The sequence below is a fragment of the Mixta mediterraneensis genome, assembly GCF_030283135.1.
Lineage (GTDB): Bacteria > Pseudomonadota > Gammaproteobacteria > Enterobacterales > Enterobacteriaceae > Pantoea > Pantoea mediterraneensis.
This window is the reverse complement of sequence record NZ_JASUAZ010000011.1, coordinates 1-19,296: the sequence shown is the minus strand read 5'-3', so window position 1 is coordinate 19,296 and position 19,296 is coordinate 1. Positions and strand designations below refer to the sequence as shown.

General features: G+C 51.5%; 16 protein-coding genes and 1 riboswitch. Of the genes, 8 read left to right on the top strand and 8 right to left on the bottom strand.

The annotated features are described in order from the left end of the window. Window positions 1–27: 27 nt before the first annotated feature. Complete coding sequence (gene ygiD, locus QRY16_RS09315; protein WP_289776378.1) at window positions 28–813, bottom strand: 4,5-DOPA-extradiol-dioxygenase; 786 nt, start codon at window positions 811–813, stop codon at window positions 28–30. A gap of 194 nt (window positions 814–1,007) precedes the next feature. On the opposite strand from ygiD, the gene zupT reads away from it, so the two are divergent. Beyond that, window positions 1,008–1,775 (top strand): zinc transporter ZupT, encoded by a 768-nt coding sequence (zupT, locus tag QRY16_RS09310; RefSeq protein ID WP_289776377.1) that lies wholly within the window; start codon window positions 1,008–1,010, stop codon window positions 1,773–1,775. A 223-nt stretch (window positions 1,776–1,998) separates the two neighbouring features. Here zupT and ribB read toward each other — a convergent pair whose 3' ends face one another. After that, window positions 1,999–2,655, bottom strand: coding sequence for a 3,4-dihydroxy-2-butanone-4-phosphate synthase (gene ribB / locus QRY16_RS09305; RefSeq protein ID WP_289776376.1), 657 nt, complete (start codon window positions 2,653–2,655; stop codon window positions 1,999–2,001). A 108-nt stretch (window positions 2,656–2,763) separates the two neighbouring features. After that, a riboswitch (FMN riboswitch) is annotated at window positions 2,764–2,913 on the bottom strand. A gap of 183 nt (window positions 2,914–3,096) precedes the next feature. Between ribB and ubiK the strand changes: the two genes are divergently transcribed. Next, the gene (gene ubiK / locus QRY16_RS09300) at window positions 3,097–3,405 is read left to right on the top strand and encodes a ubiquinone biosynthesis accessory factor UbiK (RefSeq protein ID WP_289776375.1); all 309 of its coding nucleotides are present in this window, start codon (window positions 3,097–3,099) and stop codon (window positions 3,403–3,405) included. Between the two features lie 40 nt (window positions 3,406–3,445). Here the strand turns inward: ubiK and hldE are convergent, their stop codons facing one another. From hldE to QRY16_RS09285, 3 genes are all read right to left on the bottom strand, one after another. Further along, window positions 3,446–4,870 (bottom strand): bifunctional D-glycero-beta-D-manno-heptose-7-phosphate kinase/D-glycero-beta-D-manno-heptose 1-phosphate adenylyltransferase HldE, encoded by a 1,425-nt coding sequence (gene hldE, locus QRY16_RS09295; RefSeq protein ID WP_289776374.1) that lies wholly within the window; start codon window positions 4,868–4,870, stop codon window positions 3,446–3,448. A gap of 76 nt (window positions 4,871–4,946) precedes the next feature. Next, on the bottom strand, window positions 4,947–7,793 hold the full coding sequence (gene glnE / locus QRY16_RS09290; RefSeq protein ID WP_289776373.1) for a bifunctional [glutamate--ammonia ligase]-adenylyl-L-tyrosine phosphorylase/[glutamate--ammonia-ligase] adenylyltransferase: 2,847 nt from the start codon (window positions 7,791–7,793) through the stop codon (window positions 4,947–4,949). 25 nt (window positions 7,794–7,818) lie between these two features. Continuing rightward, a complete protein-coding gene (locus QRY16_RS09285; protein ID WP_289776372.1) occupies window positions 7,819–9,129 on the bottom strand; it encodes a CYTH domain-containing protein in 1,311 nt (436 codons plus the stop codon). Between the two features lie 271 nt (window positions 9,130–9,400). On the opposite strand from QRY16_RS09285, the gene QRY16_RS09280 reads away from it, so the two are divergent. Next, the gene (locus QRY16_RS09280; protein WP_289776371.1) at window positions 9,401–10,021 is read left to right on the top strand and encodes a TIGR04211 family SH3 domain-containing protein; all 621 of its coding nucleotides are present in this window, start codon (window positions 9,401–9,403) and stop codon (window positions 10,019–10,021) included. Window positions 10,022–10,181: 160 nt separating this feature from the next. Further along, window positions 10,182–11,414 carry a multifunctional CCA addition/repair protein gene (locus tag QRY16_RS09275; protein ID WP_289776370.1) on the top strand — a complete coding sequence of 411 codons (1,233 nt, stop codon included), beginning with the start codon at window positions 10,182–10,184 and terminating at the stop codon, window positions 11,412–11,414. 16 nt (window positions 11,415–11,430) lie between these two features. Here QRY16_RS09275 and bacA read toward each other — a convergent pair whose 3' ends face one another. Further along, window positions 11,431–12,249: an undecaprenyl-diphosphate phosphatase gene (gene bacA / locus QRY16_RS09270; RefSeq protein ID WP_193406370.1), complete on the bottom strand. Its 819-nt coding sequence runs from the start codon at window positions 12,247–12,249 to the stop codon at window positions 11,431–11,433. 192 nt (window positions 12,250–12,441) lie between these two features. Beyond that, a complete protein-coding gene (gene folB / locus QRY16_RS09265; protein ID WP_193406369.1) occupies window positions 12,442–12,801 on the bottom strand; it encodes a bifunctional dihydroneopterin aldolase/7,8-dihydroneopterin epimerase in 360 nt (119 codons plus the stop codon). A 108-nt stretch (window positions 12,802–12,909) separates the two neighbouring features. On the opposite strand from folB, the gene plsY reads away from it, so the two are divergent. Then, window positions 12,910–13,515, top strand: a complete 606-nt coding sequence (gene plsY, locus QRY16_RS09260) for a glycerol-3-phosphate 1-O-acyltransferase PlsY (RefSeq protein ID WP_289776369.1) — start codon at window positions 12,910–12,912, stop codon at window positions 13,513–13,515. 28 nt (window positions 13,516–13,543) lie between these two features. On the opposite strand, the gene tsaD is transcribed toward plsY, so the two are convergent. Continuing rightward, on the bottom strand, window positions 13,544–14,557 hold the full coding sequence (tsaD, locus tag QRY16_RS09255; protein WP_193406367.1) for a tRNA (adenosine(37)-N6)-threonylcarbamoyltransferase complex transferase subunit TsaD: 1,014 nt from the start codon (window positions 14,555–14,557) through the stop codon (window positions 13,544–13,546). 278 nt (window positions 14,558–14,835) lie between these two features. On the opposite strand from tsaD, the gene rpsU reads away from it, so the two are divergent. The 3 genes from rpsU to rpoD all read left to right on the top strand — a co-directional run bounded on the left by rpsU (window position 14,836) and on the right by rpoD (window position 19,127). Continuing rightward, window positions 14,836–15,051: a 30S ribosomal protein S21 gene (gene rpsU, locus QRY16_RS09250; RefSeq protein ID WP_001144069.1), complete on the top strand. Its 216-nt coding sequence runs from the start codon at window positions 14,836–14,838 to the stop codon at window positions 15,049–15,051. A 118-nt stretch (window positions 15,052–15,169) separates the two neighbouring features. Further along, complete coding sequence (gene dnaG / locus QRY16_RS09245; protein WP_289776368.1) at window positions 15,170–16,915, top strand: DNA primase; 1,746 nt, start codon at window positions 15,170–15,172, stop codon at window positions 16,913–16,915. Between the two features lie 370 nt (window positions 16,916–17,285). Beyond that, window positions 17,286–19,127, top strand: a complete 1,842-nt coding sequence (rpoD, locus tag QRY16_RS09240) for an RNA polymerase sigma factor RpoD (protein WP_289776367.1) — start codon at window positions 17,286–17,288, stop codon at window positions 19,125–19,127. Window positions 19,128–19,296: the final 169 nt, after the last annotated feature.

The following is a 19,296-nucleotide window of genomic DNA, read 5'->3' as shown; positions in this document are numbered from 1 at the left end:
TAACAGGCCAGCTCGCTGGCCATATTTTTAACCAACCTGAACAGACAGCATGCTGATAGCGCCTAATTCCATACCATCAATTGGGATGGTGATCGGCTCATCAGGTTGCCGCGCACCTAAAACATACAGCAGCGGTAGATAGTGTTCTGGTGTCGGGTTCGACAATGTTGCCCCTTCATGCTGCATAAAATTCACCAGTGGATGCGTTTCAGCATGGCTTTGTACATCAATATTATCCCGCACAAACTGGTTAAAGCTGTTTGCCCAGGGATAAACATCGTCGCCCCCGCCCCAGCGCACCATTCGCAGATTATGGACCACATTGCCGCTCGCCACGATCATTACTCCTTGATCGCGCAATATCGCCAGCTTACGTCCCAGCTCAAAATGCCAGGCTGTGGGTTTCGTCTTGTCCACGCTCAGCTGAACCACCGGTATATCCGCTTCGGGATACATTTTGATCAATACGCTCCAGGCGCCATGATCCAGTCCCCACTCCTGGTCAAGTTGCACCGGCATGGGAGCCAGCAATTCGGCGATTTCTTCTGCCAGCTTCGGCGAGCCTGGGGCTGGATAGCGGGTATCAAACAGGGCCTGCGGAAAGCCGCCAAAATCGTGAATAGTGCGCGGAGATGCCATTGCTGTAACCAGGGTTCCGCGCGTGTACCAGTGTGCAGAAATAGTAAGAATGGCACGCGGGCGCGGCAACGTTTTTCCTGCCTTGCGCCAGAACGCGGTATAACGATTTTCTTCCAGCACGTTCATCGGGCTGCCATGACCCAAAAACAGGGCGGGCATACGTAACGGACTCATAAATTTTCTCCACCAAAGCCGCTTTCATGGTGGATACGATACGCCGTTTAAGCGGCTAATCACGCGGATAAGCATGATGATGATCATCAGAGAATTTGAATAAGCGAGCCCGACAATTCTTTACCTGACAAAACTCGATATTGAGTAAGTTTAACAGTAGTTTATTGGGAATAATTATCATTAAGAAGAGCACAATGCCATTACCTTTACTGCTTACCATACTGGCAGGCGGCGCCACCTTTATCGGTGCTTTATTGGGTATGATGGGACAAAAACCTTCCAACCGCGTATTGGCATTTTCCCTTGGGTTTGCTGCTGGCATCATGCTTTTGATCGCTTTAATGGAAATGCTGCCAGCCGCACTTCATGCGCAGGGCATGTCGCCATTACTGGGTTATGGCATGTTTATGCTGGGCTTGCTGGGCTATTTTGCTTTGGATCGCCTGTTACCGCACCAGCACCCGCAAGATTTAACAACAGGTCGCCACCACCCGAAAAACCTGCGTCGTTCCGCGATTTTACTTACGTTAGGCATTAGCCTGCATAACTTCCCTGAAGGTATTGCAACCTATGTCACAGCCAGCAGCGACAGGGAGCTCGGCATGGGCATTGCGCTGGCGGTAGCCATTCACAACATTCCTGAAGGGCTGGCAGTGGCGGGTCCAATGTATGCGGCCACAGGCTCAAAAATGAAAGCGATCTTCTGGGCCTGCGTATCGGGTATGGCGGAAATTTTAGGTGGGGTGATCGCCTTTATGTTGCTGGGGCCATTAGTCTCGCCAGTGATGATTGCCGCCGTCATGGCAGCCGTTGCTGGCATTATGGTTGCCTTATCAATAGATGAGTTGATGCCGCTGGCACGTGAAATCGATCCACATAACAATCCAGGCTACGGTGTACTCTGCGGTATGTCGGTGATGGGTTTAAGCCTGACGTTGTTGCAAACCGCTGGCATCGGCTGAACAAAGCAACGTTTGTTCAGCAAGGCGCTGTTATTTTTTCATGCCAGGCTGTCGCGCCCTACTGCGAAGGATGGAAGGGATCAGCGGCTTACTGCCACACATTTATGCATAATGCGCTACTCCTCACCTGTCATAGGTAAATTTTTTGATAACTATATTTTTTCGCTAGTCGGTAAAAAAACAGGCCGGAAAACCGGCCTGTTTTATGGATGGAAAATGCTGCTTAGCTGGCCTGACGGGCCTCTTGATCGCGGCGGTAAGCCACTAAACCTTCAATAGTTACCACTGGCATATCATGCTGTTTCGCAAACAGGATGGCTTCCGGCGCATGTGCCATAGAGCCATCATCATTCGTCAGCTCGCACAATACGCCTGCGGGTTTAAAACCTGCCAGCGTCACCAAATCAATAGTCGCCTCGGTGTGTCCACCACGCGTTAATACGCCACCGTCACGCGCACGCAACGGGAATACATGGCCGGGGCGATTCAAATCGCTGGGCTTCGCATGATCAGCAACAGCCGCGCGAATAGTCGTGATGCGATCTTTAGCTGAAACACCGGTTGTAACGCCTTCCGCTGCTTCAATAGTGACGGTAAAACCGGTGCCGTAAGCGCTGGTGTTGTTCTCCACCATCATGGGCAAATCAAGCTGCCGACGGCGTTCTTCCGTCAGGCACAGGCAAACAATCCCGCTTCCATGACGAATAGTCAGCGCCATTTGTTCAACTGTCATGGTTTCGGCGGCGAAGATCATATCGCCTTCGTTTTCACGATTTTCATCGTCCAGTACCATCACCCCGCGTCTGTCACGCAGTGCTGCAATGGCTCGTTCTACACGCTGTTCCGGCGTGCCAAATTCAGAAAGTAGCGTCTGATTCATGGTAATAAAACCTTTTAAATGTATTGGGTTACCAGAATCAGGGCGTGCTTAGGAGTGACGTCAACAGACGTAGCAATAACGTGGCGTGGGCAAAAGCCCTGCAAATATCGTTACCCTCTCCCATCCGGACTTTAACCGTCGGCCCCGGAATTACACCGGATCTGCTGACCTTCATAATGGATTATGAAGCGCTCGCGGGCTTTCAGCTTACGCTGATTTACCGCCGGTGGGGAATTTCGCCCCGCCCTGAGAATAAGCGAATTTACTATAGCGCCGATCATCTGGAGCGGCAATCAACAAAACTGCAAATGCTTTGGCATTTCCTGCGTTACCGATTTCAGGTTTAACCTTTTCATTTCTGGCATTACACTTAGCAGATATTGAGCAGATATTAAGTGCGCACAACTGCTGTCCTCAGCAACCCGTAACCAGGAAATAATCATGATCGACACGAAAAAAATTGAACAAATTGCACGCCAGGTCCATGAATCGATGCCAAAAGGAATTCGTGAGTTTGGTGACGATGTCGAAAAGAAAATTCGTCAGGCACTGACGGCACAATTGACGCGTATGGATTTGGTCAACCGTGAAGAGTTTGATGTGCAAACGCAGGTACTGCTACGCACGCGAGAAAAACTGGCCGCGCTGGAGCAACGTCTGGCGCAACTGGAAAGTCAAAACGCCCCGGTTCCAGCGGTTACGACGACACCAGACTCAACCGTTACGAAAACAGAAAATACGTCAGAGTAAATAGAAAGCGGGAGGGGACTGCTCCCGCTTGTTACAACACTTAGTTGCCGCGAATGGTCTTAATGATGTTGGTCGTAGAGATGCCATCTTCAAAATTCAGCACCTGCACGTCACCGCCATTAGCCCAGACTTCTTTGCTTCCTGCAATATCTTCAGGTTTGTAATCGCCACCTTTTACCAGTAGATCGGGCAGCACACCGGCAATTAAACGCTGCGGCGTATCTTCTTCGAATGCCACAACCCAATCCACCGCTTCCAACGCACCTAACACAATCATGCGATTTTCCAGTGGATTGACCGGACGACTATCGCCTTTCAAACGCCGGGTTGACGCGTCGCTGTTTACCGCAACAATCAGGCGGTCGCCCAGTTTACGTGCATTGGCAAGGTAGGAAACGTGGCCAGCATGAAGAATGTCGAACACGCCATTGGTCATTACCACTTTTTCACCGCGCTGGCGTGCCATTTCGATAGCGACTTTGAGCTCCGCTTCGCTCATGATGCCGAAACCTTGCTCCGGACGCGCATGAATAGCATTCTCAAGCTCGACCGTGCTTACCGTTGAGGTGCCCAGTTTGCCTACCACCACGCCTGCGGCGGCGTTGGCAAGAAAACAGGCCTCTTCCAGCGAATCACCTGCGGCTAAGGCTGCCGCCAGCACACCAATAACCGTGTCACCCGCGCCAGTTACGTCATACACTTCTTGCGCCTGGGTGGGTAAGTGCAGCGGTGTTTTGCCTGGCTGCAGCAACGTCATGCCATTTTCAGAACGCGTTATCAGTAGCGCCGACAAGTCATAATCTGCAATCAACTGCATGCCGCGCGTGACAATTTCATCTTCGCTTTTACACTTCCCCACTACCGCTTCAAATTCTGAAAAATTTGGCGTCAGTAATGTCGCGCCACGATAGCGTGAAAAATCAGTGCCTTTCGGATCGATTAATACCGGCACTTTCGCTTCACGTGCAAGAGTAATCATGGTCTGCACGCTGCTTAACACGCCTTTCGCGTAATCAGACAGTACCAGCGCCCCCGCAGCCGCTAAGGACTGACGCATACGTTGATGAATGGGCTCAGGATCGGCCTGCTCAAATCCCTCTTCAAAATCCAGACGGATAAGTTGTTGATTACGGGAAAGTACCCGCAGTTTAGTAATGGTAGGATGGCTTTTAACTGCCACGAAGTCACAGTTAACGTTGACGTCTTTAAGCGTATTACTTAATACGCGTGCCGCATCGTCCTCACCCGTCAGGCCGATCAAGCGTGATGTCGCGCCGAGAGCAGCGATATTCATCGCCACGTTCGCCGCACCGCCAGGGCGCTCTTCAACCGTATCCACTTTGACCACCGGGACCGGTGCTTCAGGCGAAATACGGCTGGTTGGGCCATACCAGTAACGGTCTAACATCACATCGCCAACGACCAGCACCGAGGCTTGACCGAATGCGGGCAGAGTCACTTTCATTCCAGACACTCCAGACTGCTGTAAAAATAGTGCGCGGATAATATCACAGTTGTGAATGGCGCTATCAGCCACGCGCTCAGAGAGAAACTGGCGAGACCAGCCAGTATTGCCAGCTGTGTTTCACCGTTTGCCGTTCAGCCACAAACGCTTCAGGATCAACGTGGCCAGGCAACGCCTGTAATGCCAGGTGATGCAACGCATCACGCAGCGTAACGTATGCCTGCGTCAGCGCTTGTGCTTCAGCCTCTGGCATTATTTGATACGTTGCCATTAGCTCGAAAATCCGCACGTTATCCGACCAGCGTGATAATGCAGGTTGTTGTGCGGCGTAGCGTAAGACAAGATATTGCGCAATGAATTCAATATCGGTAATACCACCTTCATCGGCCTTAATATCCCAGCGCCCTTTGTGCTTATTGCTGAGGTGCGTTCGCATTTTTTCGCGCATTTCCCGCACTTCGGTTTGCAGTTTACTGGCTTCACGCGGTAGACATAGCACTCCGCGGCGAATGTCGTTGAAGCGTGCCCCGGAAGATGATTCGCCGAAAACAACGCGAGCGCGTACTAACGCCTGATGCTCCCATGTCCAGGCCTCATGATGCTGATAATCATTAAAGGCCGTAAAAGTACTAACGAGCATGCCGGCCGCGCCAGACGGACGCAGGCGAGCATCAACCTCGTACAGAACGCCGGATGGAGTACGGGTACTGAACAAATGCATTACCCGCTGCGCCAGACGCAGGTAAAACTGGCGGCCATCAATGCTACGCGCACCGTTGGTTACTGCATTCAACGGACAATCGTGCAGGAACACCAAATCGAGATCGGAGCTGTAACCCAGTTCCCAGCCACCCAACTTGCCGTAGCCTAATACCGCAAAACCGCGTTCGTTATCATCCTTAAGATGCGAAGGACGTCCGTAACGTTGCAGCATCATATTCCACGCCTGCTGGACCACCGACTCGATGATAGCTTCTGCAAGCCAGGTTAAGTGATCGCTCACTTTCATCACCGGCAATGTCTCAGCGATGTCTGCCGCTGCAATACGCAAAAGCTGCGCCTGCTTAAACTGACGTAACGCTTCAAGCTGTTGCTCTTCGTCATCAGTGGGAATGCGCATCAGATACTGACGTAACTCATCGCGATACGCATCGGTCGCGGTGGGCTGATACAGCGTGGCGGGGTCAAGCAGTTCGTCCAGTAGTAAAGGATGACGAGCCAGCTGACTGGCAACCATGGGTGAAGCGGCACAAAGGCGAATTAAATGGCGAAGCGCACCATGATATTCGGTTAACAATTCAAGGTAAGTGCTGCGTGTTATCACACCCAGTAGCAATGGCGTTAAACGACTAAAGGTTATCGCTGCATCCTGGCGTGGACACACTTCACTCAGCAAACGCGGCATAAGCTGATCAAGTGCCTGACGTCCACGTGGTCCAATGGTGCGACGGTTTATATCCTGACGAAACGCGTCCAGTGTTTGCTGTAGCGATCGCCGCTGTTCGTCATTCAGTTGCGGCATGAGTGCCGCCAGTTCGTTATTTTCCAGCGTGTCCTGCCATAACACGGTGAATTCAGCCAGTTCGCGCTGATCGCCAATCTCCGGCGTATCTTCGCCAATTAATTCATCAAATATGGCGCGTACGGCAGACATATGCCTGTCCAGCTGCTCAATTAATGTCGCCCAGCTGTCCGTGTTCATCGCCCATGCCAGACGTACACGATGAAGTTCTTCGTCAGGTAAGGTTTGGGTTTGCTCATCGGCAAGACTTTGCAGCAAGTTTTCCAGGCGGCGTAAAAACCGATAAGCGTTGCGGAGGGTATCTACCTGCTCTGTGGGTAATAACGCCAGCTCTTGTATTGCTGAAAGCGTGGGCATCAGGGCGCGTAACTGAAGTGAGCGTTCACGTCCGCCCCGGATTAACTGAAAGACCTGCACAATAAATTCGGTTTCACGGATACCACCTGCACCGAGTTTGATATTGTTTTTCAGGCCACGCCGCCGTACTTCACGCGTAATCATACTTTTCATATTACGCAGCGCCTGAATCACGCTGAAGTCGATATAGCGCCGATAAACAAAGGGCCGCAGCATCTGCTGTAATTCCTGGCTCCAGCGATCCTGGTTATCCCCCATCAGACGTGCCTTGACCATGGCATAACGTTCCCAGTCACGGCCTTGCTCCTGATAGTAATCCTCCAGCGCGGCAAAGCTCAGCACCAAAGGTCCGCTGTCGCCAAACGGGCGCAGGCGCATATCAACGCGATAAACGAAACCATCCATGGTGGGCTGGTCGAGTACTTTGATTAGCCGCTGTCCCATACGGGTGAAGAACTGGGCGTTATCAAGCTCCCGACGTCCTCCGCGCGTCACGCCGTTTTCGGGCCAGGCAAAGATGAGATCAATGTCAGATGAGAAGTTGAGTTCTCCCCCACCAAGCTTGCCCATGCCGAGGATTAACATCGGCTGAGCCTCGCCTTTCGCATTGCATGGCGTGCCGAAGTCCTGACAACAATCCCGATACACCCAGTCGCGCGCCTGGCCGATAAGCACTTCGGCTAATACGCTCAACTGTTGCAGAGTCTGTTCAGTTGTTGCGTGCTGCAAACTCTGCATCCATGCAATGCGAACCAGCATGCGGCGGCGAAACAGACGCAGCACCCGCATCAATGCTGCTTCGCTATCTACTCCCTGCATATCCAGCGCCAGCCAGTCAGCATAATGTTGCCACTCATCAGCCTGCGGTGGCTGTTGCTGGATAGCCTGCCACCAGTCAGGATGCTGTTGCAAATTTTCTACGACAAAATCGCTGAACGCGAGGCCAGCGGCCTGCTCTGTGCTTAACGAAGCAGAAGGCACGTTCAACTGCCCGGCGGCCTTTTCAGCCTGCGAGAGTAACAATGCGGGTAATGCTGGCAACATATTCTCTCCCTGCTTGTGTGCAAAGTTAGCGTGGCGCGCTACTGCTCTTCCAAAAAACAGGCTGCTTAATGGCCTGCCCGGCCAGCCACGGTAAATCGTTTTTCGCCTGTGACTGAATCGCAAGTTGCAACTGTTGCCATCGACCCAGCCAAATCGCCACCGCCTCTGATGAATACGCACCAGCCAGCAAGTGAACCGTTAATAGCTGGCGCGCAAGGCGCGTCGCTTTGTCATTAAATTCGTTGGGCTGCTTAACCGAAAGAAATGTCTCTTTTAGATCGGCGTTGATACGCGCCAGCATAATATCGCTGAAGCGCTTAAAGGATGCCTGAAGCTTGGCCTGGCCTTTTTCATCACTCCATTGCTGCCACTGAGATTCAGCCAACCAGTGAGTAAGTGCTAACTGGGTATCAACAGAAAGCGCGGAAAAACAGAATGTCTGCGCTTCCACGTCATCGTGAACTAACGTCTCTTCTAACAGGGTGAGTTTCTGGCGCAACTCGCTGCTGGCCTTACGTGGCACGACCGCGCCGAATACAGCAAAGGCCTGACGCAAAGCCTCCAGTGCTTCACGCACCGCATCCTGTGCTGAAGCATCGCCACGCAGCCAGACTTCTTCGTGATATTGCCAGTGGTTAAGCCCGGCGGATAGCGCAGCAACCATCCCCTCTTCTACCGTTGCCTTTGCATCGGTTTTCAGCACCGGGAAAGCGCGCACAGGGCGTGGCGGGTTACCTTGCGCCAGGTGATAACCGCGCGCCGCTTTGCTCAGGCTACCGAGTCGTAGCCCGCCCATCGTCACCAGCTGTTGCGCAAAAAGCAGTATATCGCTACGCTGCCCTTGCTTTAGTTCCAGCTCGACTTCAAATAACGATTCGCTGAGTTGTTCAGTCGCGACTTCACCGCGATCAAATGCAATTTCGATTTCGCTGCCGCCAAACGTAATCAGCCAAATTTCGCGCTGGAAATGCGTACTGAAAAGCGGGTGCAAACGCTGCTGTAATGCAACTACATCGGTTCCCTGTGGCCAGATTTCAGCGGGCAGTTGCGCTATATCCAGTTTCGCCTTATCCAGTGCGACGTTATATTCCCGACGCTGATGCAAACCGCCTAATGTTTTGCCGCCGCCTTTGAGCGTCATTTCATAACGTTTATCAACGCCACGGATGCGTAGCCCCATGTCCCAACGACGCAGTTGATTGTCATCCGTTTCGAAATAGACATTGGTTAACTCGCGTGGAGCCTGATACTGATGCGGCCATGCCGCGAGCGTTGCTGCCAATTTTTCAACAGCATTTGATGTCGCAATGAACTTTAGTTCTGTTTCAATGGTCATAATTTTTTATTCAATACGCCGCTGGCACTTGAGAGGGTTTAACCCGCATATTCCACGTCACAATCAGTAAATTACTCTGATTGCAGTCTGAGTCTAAAGGGTATACCAGGCGAAGAGTAATGCACAGAAGCCAGGCTGTCTCTGCTTTCTTTGCACTTTCGCAGCCCTTTTTGCAGGTAAATGAGACCAGGATAGTTCCCATTCAGATTTATGCGATGCCTCTCCAGACTGTGCCAGTAAATTTTTAGTCATCAAGCAAATACGAAATTTAATGAAAAAAATCACACTCGCTGGAATTACTTTGCTGGCTCTCAGTGCCCTTGCTCCTGCCCACGCCGACGAAAAACGCTATATCTCTGACGAATTATCAACCTGGGTTCGCAGCGGACCTGGCGATCAGTATCGCCTGCTCGGTAAGCTGAACGCGGGTGAAGAAGTGCAGTTGCTGCAGACCAATAACGATACAAATTATGGGCAGATCCGTGATGCGGAAGGCCGTACCACCTGGATTCCCTTATCGCAGCTGAGCGCGAGTCCAAGCCTGCGCACGCGCGTGCCGCAGCTTGAGCAGCAGGTTAAAGATCTCACTGATAAGCTGGGTAATATCGATAACAGCTGGAATCAACGCACCTCAGAGATGCAGAACAAAGTCGCGAAGAGCGATAGCGTGATCGCTGGGCTAAAAGATGAAAATCAAAAACTGAAAAACGAGCTGATCGTCGCGCAGAAAAAAGTCAGTGCGGCTAACGTCCAGCTAGATGACAAGCAGCGCACCATTATTATGCAGTGGTTTATGTATGGCGGCGGCGTACTTGGCGTTGGACTGCTGTTGGGCCTGTTATTACCGCATATGATTCCCAGCCGTAAGAAAAAAGATCGCTGGATGAACTAATGCTTATCTGATTGTTTTAGAAAGGGGATCGATAGATGCCCTTTTTCGCATGCCTGCAATCTGATGAATATGTGCAACAATAGAGCAACATGCACGCCGGGATTCAGGAGCAGGATGCCCACAGGCGCGCAAGTCACTTATTTACCTCTGGAGTTGTTGAGTGAAGACGTTTCTTGTAGGCGGCGCGGTACGTGATGCACTGTTGAACCTGCCGGTTAAAGACAAAGACTGGGTGGTGGTTGGCGCCACGCCTGAGGCCATGCTTGAGCAGGGCTATCAGCAGGTTGGCCGCGATTTCCCGGTTTTTCTGCATCCGAAAAGCCGTGAAGAATATGCACTGGCCCGTACTGAGCGGAAAAACGGAAAAGGCTATACCGGCTTTGTGACCTGGTCAGCCCCCGATGTGACGCTGGAGCAAGATCTGCAGCGACGCGATTTGACGATTAATGCCATCGCACAAACCGAAGAAGGGCAGCTTTTCGATCCTTATCACGGCCAACGCGATATTGCTGAACGCACATTGCGCCATGTTTCTGCGGCTTTTAATGAAGATCCGCTGCGCGTGTTACGTGTGGCGCGGTTTGCTGCCCGTTTCGCCCACCTTAATTTCCGCATTGCTGATGAAACACAGTCTTTAATGCGGACGATGGTGGAAAGTGGCGAACTGGCTGCGTTAACCCCCGAACGTGTATGGAAAGAAACCGAAAAAGCCCTTACATCGCATAATCCCCAGGTGTATTTTCAGGTGCTGCGTGATTGCGGCGCGCTTAACGTATTGTTCCCGGAGATTGATAACCTGTTCGGAATTCCGGCACCAGCGAAATGGCACCCAGAAATTGATACTGGCGTACATACTCTAATGACCCTGGCGATGGCTGCAGCCTTATCTGATTCGATTGAAGTGCGGTTTGCCACGCTATTCCATGACATTGGTAAGGCCCTGACTCCGCCTGAAAAATGGCCAAGCCATCACGGCCATGGTCCGGCTGGCGTGCCGATGGTGGCAGCCTTGTGCCAGCGCCTGCGCGTGCCCAATGCCATTCGCGATCTGGCATTGGTAGTCACCGAGTTTCATGACATTGTGCACACCATTGAGCGTCAGTCAGCGGATTCGTTAATTTCATTATTTGATCGCATTGATGCCTGGCGCAAACCACAGCGCGTGGAGCAAATGGCGCTCACCAGCGAAGCCGATGCGCGTGGTCGGGCGGGGTTAGAGAGCTTGGCCTATCCACAGGGTGATTATTTGCGTCGCGCTTTTGCCCTGGCGCAGGCCGTACCAACCAAAGCAGTTATTGATGCGGGATTTAAAGGAATCGAAGTGCGGGAAGAACTGACGCGTCGGCGTATTACCGCCGTCGCGGAAGGGATTGCGGCTTCGCGGCCAGTCTGACTGGCCGCGATAGGCTTTACATAAATACCGCGTAAACCGCAGCGGCAACGATGAAACGATAAACTGCAAATGAAACGAACGAGATTCGTTTGATCAGCTCAAGAAAAACTTTGATGGCAATCATCGCGACCACGAAAGCGGTAAGAAAACCGACCGTAAACATCGGCAAATCGTTCATGGTCAGGAAGCCAATGCTCTTGTAAAGATCCAAGCCGGTTGCGCCAATCATCATCGGTACAGCCAGGATGAACGAGAACTCAGAGGCCGCATAGCGACTCACGCCCATCAGCATCCCGCCAGAGATAGTCGCGCCCGAACGCGAAAAGCCAGGCCACAGCGCCAGACACTGGAAGCAGCCAATCATAAACGCCTGACGATAAGTGATGTCGTCAATTCCCACCGACTTTGGCTGTTTGGGTTTAAGGTACTCTGCGGCCAGTAGCAGCACACCGCCCACCACTAACGCATACATTACGTTTATGGGATTAAATAATGTTTTGATTTGGTCATGCAGGGCCAGGCCTATCACTACCGCCGGCACCATACCGAGCAGAATGTGAATTAATGTTAAATGTCCGCTGCCAATACCTTCATGCTTTACTTCACCAAAGCGAATGCCGATTAAGCCAAACAGACGACGCCAGAACATCACCACTACCGCCAGAATCGATCCTAGCTGAATCACGACTTCAAACGTCTCAGCCGTTTCCCCTTCAAAGCCCAGCAGGTGGCCCACTATAATCATGTGCCCTGTGGAAGATACCGGTAAAAACTCCGTTAGCCCTTCCACAACGCCCAGGATTGCAGCTACCCAAAGCTGATGAATGTCTGCCATCAAATTTTCCCTCTGTCCGTATGAAACCTACTAAAAAGACGGTAATCCAAAGCTATCGTCTTAAATTTTGCCGGCTTTCGTCTGAATAAAACCTTCAGGTTTTTGTTTATTTCACGCTAAACAACGAAACGGCACTTGCTATGACAAACAATAATTTGGTTTGGTTTCACTGTGATGGCAATCACATCGAATTTATTTAGGAATAGTCCCGCGCTCAATTCGCACGCCAACCTGCGCCGCCTGCGCTACAGCCCCCGGTTTGGCTACCTTTATGCGCACGCCCGGCGAATTGAAACGGTTCATCAACAGATCCGCAATTTCTTCAGCCACCCGTTCGACAAGCGCAAAACGGCTGCCGGTTAAATGCGTCAGGATAGCTTCGGACACGTCGGCATAGCTCAGACACGCTTTTACATCATCGCTGATTGCCGCGAGTCGGTTGTCCCATGCCATTTCGACATCGAGCACCAGCTTCTGCTGAATGCCCTGTTCCCAGTCGTAAACGCCAATGGTGGTGAACACCGTGAGTTGTTCTATAAATACAATATCCATGATGTCAGTCTCTGTTTTTGGCTAAGCCGGATACCACTTCCGACAGATTATGCGTATTATCCACGGTTGAAGTGAACAAAACGACCCTAAAGGAAACGGTACTTTGTTATGAGTGCTATCGCGCTTGGTATGATTATTTTCGCGTATCTTTGCGGTTCGATTTCCAGTGCGATTCTGGTTTGCAAACTCGCTGGTCTGCCCGATCCCCGCGCACACGGTTCAGGTAATCCTGGCGCGACCAATGTATTACGCATTGGCGGCAAAGCAGCGGCTGCCTGCGTGCTGATCTTCGATGTGCTGAAAGGTATGGTGCCGGTTTGGCTGGCCTATGAGTTACACATCACGCCGCTTTATTTAGGCTTAACGGCAATTGCCGCCTGCCTTGGCCACATTTATCCGGTATTTTTTCGTTTTCGTGGCGGTAAAGGGGTGGCGACAGCATTTGGTGCGATCGCGCCGATTGGCTGGGATTTAACAGGATTGATGACCGGCACCTGGCTGTTGACTGTGCTGTTGAGCGGCTATTCATCGCTAGGGCCGATTGTCAGCGCGCTGATTGCTCCGTTCTACGTTTGGTGGTTCAAACCGCAGTTTACTTTTCCGGTTTCGATGCTTTCTTGTCTTATATTGTTGCGACATCACGACAATATTCAGCGCTTATGGCGCGGGCAGGAAACCCGGGTCTGGAAGCGTAAGAAGAAACGCAAACCGTAAAAAAGCCGGCGAACCGGCTTTTCTCACATCAGATAGCGGGTAATTCGGCCAGCGGCCAACGCGGACGAACGCTCACCCCCAATGCGCCGCGCGTTCCGCCTTTCAGACGCACCATGCCTGCATAAGCAATCATTGCGCCATTATCGGTGCAAAACTCAGGACGCGCGTAGAAAACTTCTCCCCCACGTTTTTGCATCATAAGGGCCATCTGTTCGCGCAACGTGCGATTGGCGCTGACTCCCCCTGCAATCACCAGCCGCTTAAAGCCCGTTTGATCTAAGGCTCGTTTGCACTTAATTGACAAGGTATCAACGACTGCATCTTCAAACGCGCGCGCAATATCTGCACGCGTTTGAGCATCATCATTGTTGTCGCGAATAGTATTGGCTGCAAAGGTTTTCAGGCCGGAGAAACTAAAGTCCAGACCTGGGCGATCGGTCATTGGACGTGGAAACGTAAAACGCCCGCTCGTGCCTTGCTGCGCCATTTTTGACAACATCGGACCGCCGGGATAATCAAGGCCCAGTAGTTTAGCGGTTTTATCAAAAGCTTCGCCTGCGGCATCATCAATTGACTCGCCCAGCAGTTCGTATTCACCGATGCCGGTTACGCTAATCAGCTGCGTATGGCCGCCAGAAACTAACAGTGCAACAAACGGGAACGAGGGTGGATTATCTTCCAGCATCGGTGCCAGCAAATGTCCTTCCATATGATGTACCGGCACCGCCGGAACTTTCCAGGCAAAAGCCAGCGCGCGACCAACAGTCGCGCCAACCAGCAGCGCCCCGACCAGGCCTGGCCCTGCGGTATACGCCACTGCATCAATTTGTTGCGGCTGTAAATTAGCCTGTTTCAGCGCGGCCTGAATCAGCGGAACCGTTTTACGCACGTGATCGCGTGAGGCCAGTTCCGGCACCACGCCGCCGTAATCGGCGTGCAGTTTCACCTGGCTATAAAGCTGATTAGCCAGCAACCCGGCCTCGTCATCATAAATTGCGATGCCGGTTTCATCGCACGACGTTTCAATACCCAGAATTCGCATTTGTCACCTCTTTCTTGCGGCGCGCAGTTTAGCACAGCAAATGTGCAGACAGAGCGGCCACTCCTTGCAAAAAGTGATTTTCTGCCGCCTGAGTAGTGCGCTATACTCTCGCTCCTGAAAAAAACTGGCAGCCGCAAAGGCAAACGCTCCTGTTGGTTTCAAATTATACATGGTGCTTTACAAACCAACGCGAGTTGGAGTAACATGCTGCACCATTTTGAAATGTGCTGGCGCCGCAGTCAGCAGCAAAAACCGAATTTTATTGAGGTGAGAGTTACATGCCGGTAATTAAAGTACGTGAAAACGAGCCGTTCGACGTAGCACTGCGTCGCTTTAAGCGTTCCTGCGAAAAAGCAGGCGTTCTGGCTGAAGTTCGTCGTCGTGAATTCTATGAAAAACCGACTACCGAACGTAAGCGCGCTAAAGCGTCTGCTGTTAAACGTCACGCCAAGAAACTGGCTCGCGAAAACGCACGCCGCACTCGTCTGTACTAAGTTCTCCTGGAGGTTCGCCTCCACCGTGTGATACACGCAGACCGAGTCAAGTAAAAGGCCGTGCTTTCCGAAAGGAAGCGCGGCTTGTTGTCGTTTATGAGCTAAAAATTTGGGGCATATGGCTGGACGAATTCCACGCGTATTTATCAATGATTTGCTTGCCCGCACGGACATCGTGGATCTTATCGATGCCCGCGTTAAGCTGAAAAAGCAGGGTAAGAACTTCCACGCGTGTTGTCCTTTCCATAACGAAAAAACGCCCTCTTTTACCGTAAACGGCGAAAAACAGTTTTATCACTGTTTCGGCTGTGGTGCTCACGGCAACGCTATCGATTTTTTGATGAATTATGATCGTCTCGAGTTTGTTGAAAGTATCGAAGAGTTAGCCACTTCCCATGGTCTGGAAGTGCCTTATGAAGCTGGCAGCGGGCCAACGCCGATGGAACGTCATCAGCGGCAAAGTCTTTATCAACTGATGGATAACCTGAATGGTTTTTATCAGCAAGGCCTGCAGCAGTCCAGTGCACAGCCTGCACGCGATTATCTGGATCGCCGCGGTCTGAGTCCCGCTATCATTAATCATTTCGCGATTGGCTATGCGCCGGCCGGTTGGGACAATGTTCTCAAACGTTTCGGTAAGCAACCAGACGATCGTGAATCGTTAATGGAAGCCGGCATGTTAGTGACCAATGATAAAGGCCGGACCTATGACCGCTTTCGCGAGCGTGTGATGTTTCCGATTCGCGATAAGCGAGGCCGTGTCATTGGTTTTGGTGGACGCGTATTAGGTAACGACACGCCTAAATACCTTAACTCGCCAGAAACACCGATTTTTCATAAAGGCCGTCAGCTTTATGGCCTGTATGAAGCGCTGAAAAATCATCCTGAGCCGGCCCGCCTGTTGGTGGTTGAAGGCTATATGGATGTCGTCGCACTGGCGCAGTTTGGGGTTGATTACGCCGTAGCTTCGCTTGGCACATCAACTACCGCCGAACATATTCAACTGCTGTTTCGCAGTACCGACAATGTCATTTGTTGTTATGACGGCGATCGAGCGGGTCGCGAAGCAGCATGGCGTGCGCTCGAAACAGCATTGCCTTATATGAATGATGGTCGTCAGCTACGCTTTATGTTCTTGCCGGATGGTGAAGATCCCGACACGTTGATACGCCAAGAGGGTAAAAACGCATTTGAAGCGCGTATGGATCAGGCAATGCCGCTCTCCTCTTTTTTGTTTGATTCTTTGCTGCCGCAGGTTGATCTCAGCTCACGCGACGGTAAAGCGCGTTTAAGCACGCTGGCGCTGCCATTGATTTCGCAGATCCCCGGTGAAACCTTGCGTATTTATATGCGCCAGGAACTGGGTAATAAGCTCGGTATTTTGGATGACAATCAGCTCGAAAAGCTGATGCCCAGGCTGGCTGCAAGCGGAGCGGCACCGGTTGCCCCCCCGCTTAAACGCACGACCATGCGCGTGCTGGTCGCTTTGCTGATACAAAATCCGCAGCTGGCGAACGGGGTTCCATCACTTGACGGGCTGGCCGAATCGAAAATGGCCGGTTTACCGTTGTTTGTCGAGTTAGTCAGCCGGTGTAACGAGAATCCTGGCTTGACCACCGGGCAGCTACTAGAGTTATATCGCGGAACAAATTTTAGCCAGACGCTTGAAACTTTGGCAATCTGGAACCACATGATAGTAGATGAAGAAGCCGAAGCCGTGTTTCAGGATTCGCTGGCCAGTGTTTACGACGCCGCGCTGGAACAACGCCTTGAAGCATTAATCGCACGGGATCGTACCCAAGGTTTAAGCGCTGAGGAGCGCCGCGAATTCTGGGCATTAAGCCAGGCGCTGGCAAAAAAATAACAGTTTTATCTGGCTTGCTTTTCGGAACCACAAAAAAGCGGGCCGGCATGATTTACAGACTTACCTACAATTTAGGGTCGCTGGTGTCGTCGCCAGGCCCGACATAAATATCGTTCCAGAGGCGCCGCCATTGCTGCGCTGCCAGCGCGCAATAACCGGAGCGTGCTGAAGTACGTAAGGGTGATGAGCACTGCAAATGGCAAGTAAGGCAGCCTCGGACAGTAAAAATTTGCGGCTTAAGTGCCGATAACTGATGGGCATAGCCCACGCCGCGATGAGGGCAGCGGCAATAATACAACGCCTTCACTGCTATCGTTGGCTCGCTGCCGACCGACACCAATCTAATTAACAGAAGTGTGGATACCGTCTTATGGAGCAAAACCCGCAGTCACAGCTCAAGCTTCTTGTCACCCGTGGTAAGGAGCAAGGCTATCTGACCTATGCTGAGGTCAATGACCATCTGCCGGAAGATATCGTCGACTCCGATCAGATCGAAGACATCATCCAGATGATTAACGACATGGGCATCCAGGTAGTTGAAGAAGCCCCGGATGCTGACGATCTGATGCTGAACGAAAACAGCTCCGATACTGACGAAGATGCCGCGGAAGCCGCCGCTCAGGTATTATCCAGCGTTGAATCTGAAATTGGTCGCACCACTGACCCGGTGCGCATGTACATGCGCGAAATGGGTACCGTTGAACTTCTGACGCGTGAAGGCGAAATCGACATCGCTAAGCGTATTGAAGATGGTATTAACCAGGTTCAATGCTCCGTTGCTGAATACCCGGAAGCGATCACCTATCTGCTGGATCAGTACGACAAAGTTGAAGCAGGTGAGTCACGCCTGTCCGATTTGATCACTGGTTTCGTCGATCCCAATGCTGAAGAAGATATTGCACCGACCGCAACGCACGTCGGTTCTGAATTGTCCGAAGCAGATCGTGACGATGAAGAAGAAGATGAAGAAGATGACGACGACAGCTCCGATGACGATAACTCAATCGACCCGGAACTGGCGCGTGAGAAGTTTTCTGACCTGCGCATGCAGTACGAAACCACGCGTACCGCCATTAAAAGCAAAGGCCGCAGCCACGCTGATGCCGTCGCCGAAATTCAGAATCTTTCTGACGTATTCAAACAGTTCCGCCTGGTACCGAAGCAGTTCGATTACCTGGTGAACAATATGCGTGAAATGATGGAACGTGTCCGTACTCAGGAACGTTTGATCATGAAGCTGTGTATTGAACTGTGCAAAATGCCGAAGAAAAACTTCATCACCCTGTTCACTGGCAACGAAACCAATGAAAGCTGGTTTAAAGCGGCGCTGGCAATGAATAAGCCGTGGTCTGAGAAGCTGTTAGAAGTGCAGGATGACGTCATGCGCTCCCTGCAGAAGCTGGCACAGATTGAAGAAGAAACCGGCCTGACCATTGAACAAGTAAAAGATATTAACCGTCGCATGTCGATTGGTGAAGCCAAAGCGCGTCGTGCGAAGAAAGAGATGGTGGAAGCCAACTTGCGTCTGGTGATTTCAATCGCCAAAAAATACACCAACCGTGGCCTGCAGTTCCTTGACCTGATTCAGGAAGGTAATATCGGTTTGATGAAAGCGGTTGATAAATTTGAATATCGTCGTGGTTATAAGTTCTCAACTTACGCCACATGGTGGATCCGCCAGGCCATTACCCGTTCTATCGCTGACCAGGCACGTACCATCCGTATTCCGGTGCATATGATTGAGACCATCAACAAGCTCAACCGTATTTCGCGTCAGATGTTACAGGAAATGGGCCGTGAGCCGACGCCTGAAGAACTGGCTGAGCGCATGCTGATGCCGGAAGATAAAATTCGCAAAGTGCTGAAAATTGCTAAAGAGCCAATCTCCATGGAAACGCCGATTGGCGATGATGAAGATTCGCATCTGGGCGATTTTATCGAAGACACCACGTTAGAGTTACCGCTGGATTCGGCTACCTCAGAGAGTCTGCGTTCTGCCACTCACGACGTGTTGGCTGGCCTGACAGCGCGTGAAGCTAAGGTTCTGCGTATGCGTTTCGGTATTGACATGAACACTGACCACACGCTGGAAGAAGTGGGCAAGCAGTTCGATGTTACGCGTGAACGTATTCGTCAGATCGAGGCTAAAGCATTGCGTAAATTGCGCCATCCAAGCCGCTCGGAAGTGCTACGCAGCTTCCTGGATGATTAAGCCGTTAAAACCCCGGTTCGCCGGGGTTTTTTATATCGATGGCTAATATGTACTAGCTCAGACCTGATCTGACAGTTACCGGTTATTTATACAGGTGTCTGTCAGATTAAATCTGGTTCAGATTCTTTTCTGCCCAGACCCGTTTTCCATCAAGTAACGTGGCCATTGG